The 1,253-nt window shown below is 75.3% G+C and carries 1 protein-coding gene; it reads right to left on the reverse strand.

What is annotated here, in order from left to right; translation table 11 throughout:
- Positions 1-148: 148 nt before the first annotated feature.
- On the reverse strand, positions 149-844 hold the full coding sequence (locus ACZ7L5_RS42660; RefSeq protein ID WP_471524185.1) for a copper homeostasis protein CutC: 696 nt from the start codon (positions 842-844) through the stop codon (positions 149-151).
- Positions 845-1,253: the final 409 nt, after the last annotated feature.

Below are 1,253 nucleotides of genomic sequence, written 5' to 3' on the forward strand. Positions count from 1 at the left end.
CGCCAGAGCTCCCCCCGCGTCGGACCGCGGGTGCGCGAGGGCTGGCCGCACAGTCCCCCGCACCCCTAAGGGGGTGACAGGGGCCGTCACCGACGAGAAACCCCCGACAGCGCCGGACCGCGGCCCACCCCCCGCCAGAGCTCCCCGTCTACGAAACCCCGTCCAGAACAGCCCGCCACTCGGCTACCTCGCCCACCGACACCGGCCCCTCCCAGCCGTCCGGACGGGCCGCGCCGCCGATGTGGAAGGCGTCGATGCCGGCGGTCAGCAGGGTCGGCACGTGGTCGAGGCGCAGCCCGCCGCCCACGAGGATCCGCTGCTCGTACCCGGGCTCCCCGACCCTGGCCGCCTCGGCGAGCAGGACGGCGAGGCCGTCGTCGACGCCGGTCGGGGAGCCGGCCGTGAGGTAGGTGTCCAGGCCCGGCATGCCGTCCAGCTGCTTGCGCAGCGCGTCCCGGTCGGCGGCCCGGTCGATGGCCCGGTGGAAGGTCCACCGGCACCCGTCCAGCTCACTCACCACCCGCTCGACGGCTTCGAGGTCCACCCCGCCGTCGGCGTCGAGGAACCCGAGCACGAACTCGTCCGCCCCGGCGTCCCGCAGCTCCTGCGTCACCCGCACCAGCCGCGCCACGTCCCCGGCGGCGAAACCGTCCGCCAGCCTCAGCATCACGCGCAGGTCGATGTCGACGGCGGCTCGGATCCCGGCGAAGGTCCCGACCGGCGGGGTGAGCCCGTCGGCGGCCATGTCGGTGACCAGTTCGAGCCGGTCCGCACCCCCGGCCTGGGCGGCGACCGCGTCCTCGACGCCGAGGGCGATCACCTCCAGGACTGCACGCTTGCTCATGGGACCCCATTCCTCGGCATTCGACGACGACTACAGGTCTAGTCCAATCCAAGGGTACGGGGTGGAGGCTCGCCCGAGGATGCGCAGGGTCACCCGAAGGTTGTCAGCTCCCCCGCCTCGGCCCCTGCACCGGCCGCCCCACCTGCCCCTCCCCTCGGACACCCCAGCTGCAACCCCCAGGGGCGCGGGGAACTGCGCGACCAGCCCCCACCCACCCGCACCCCGACACCGACCGCCACCACCCCGAGCCTCCCGCGCCACGCCCCGGCACCCAGCGGCTGTCCCTCCCCCCACCCCAGCCGCAACCCCCCAGAGGCGCGGGGAACTGCGCGACCAGCCCCCACCCACCCGCACCCCGACACCGACCGCCACCACCCCGAGCCTCCCGCGCCACGCCCCGGCACCCAGC

This window comes from Streptomyces sp. NPDC107528 (genome assembly GCF_055639295.1).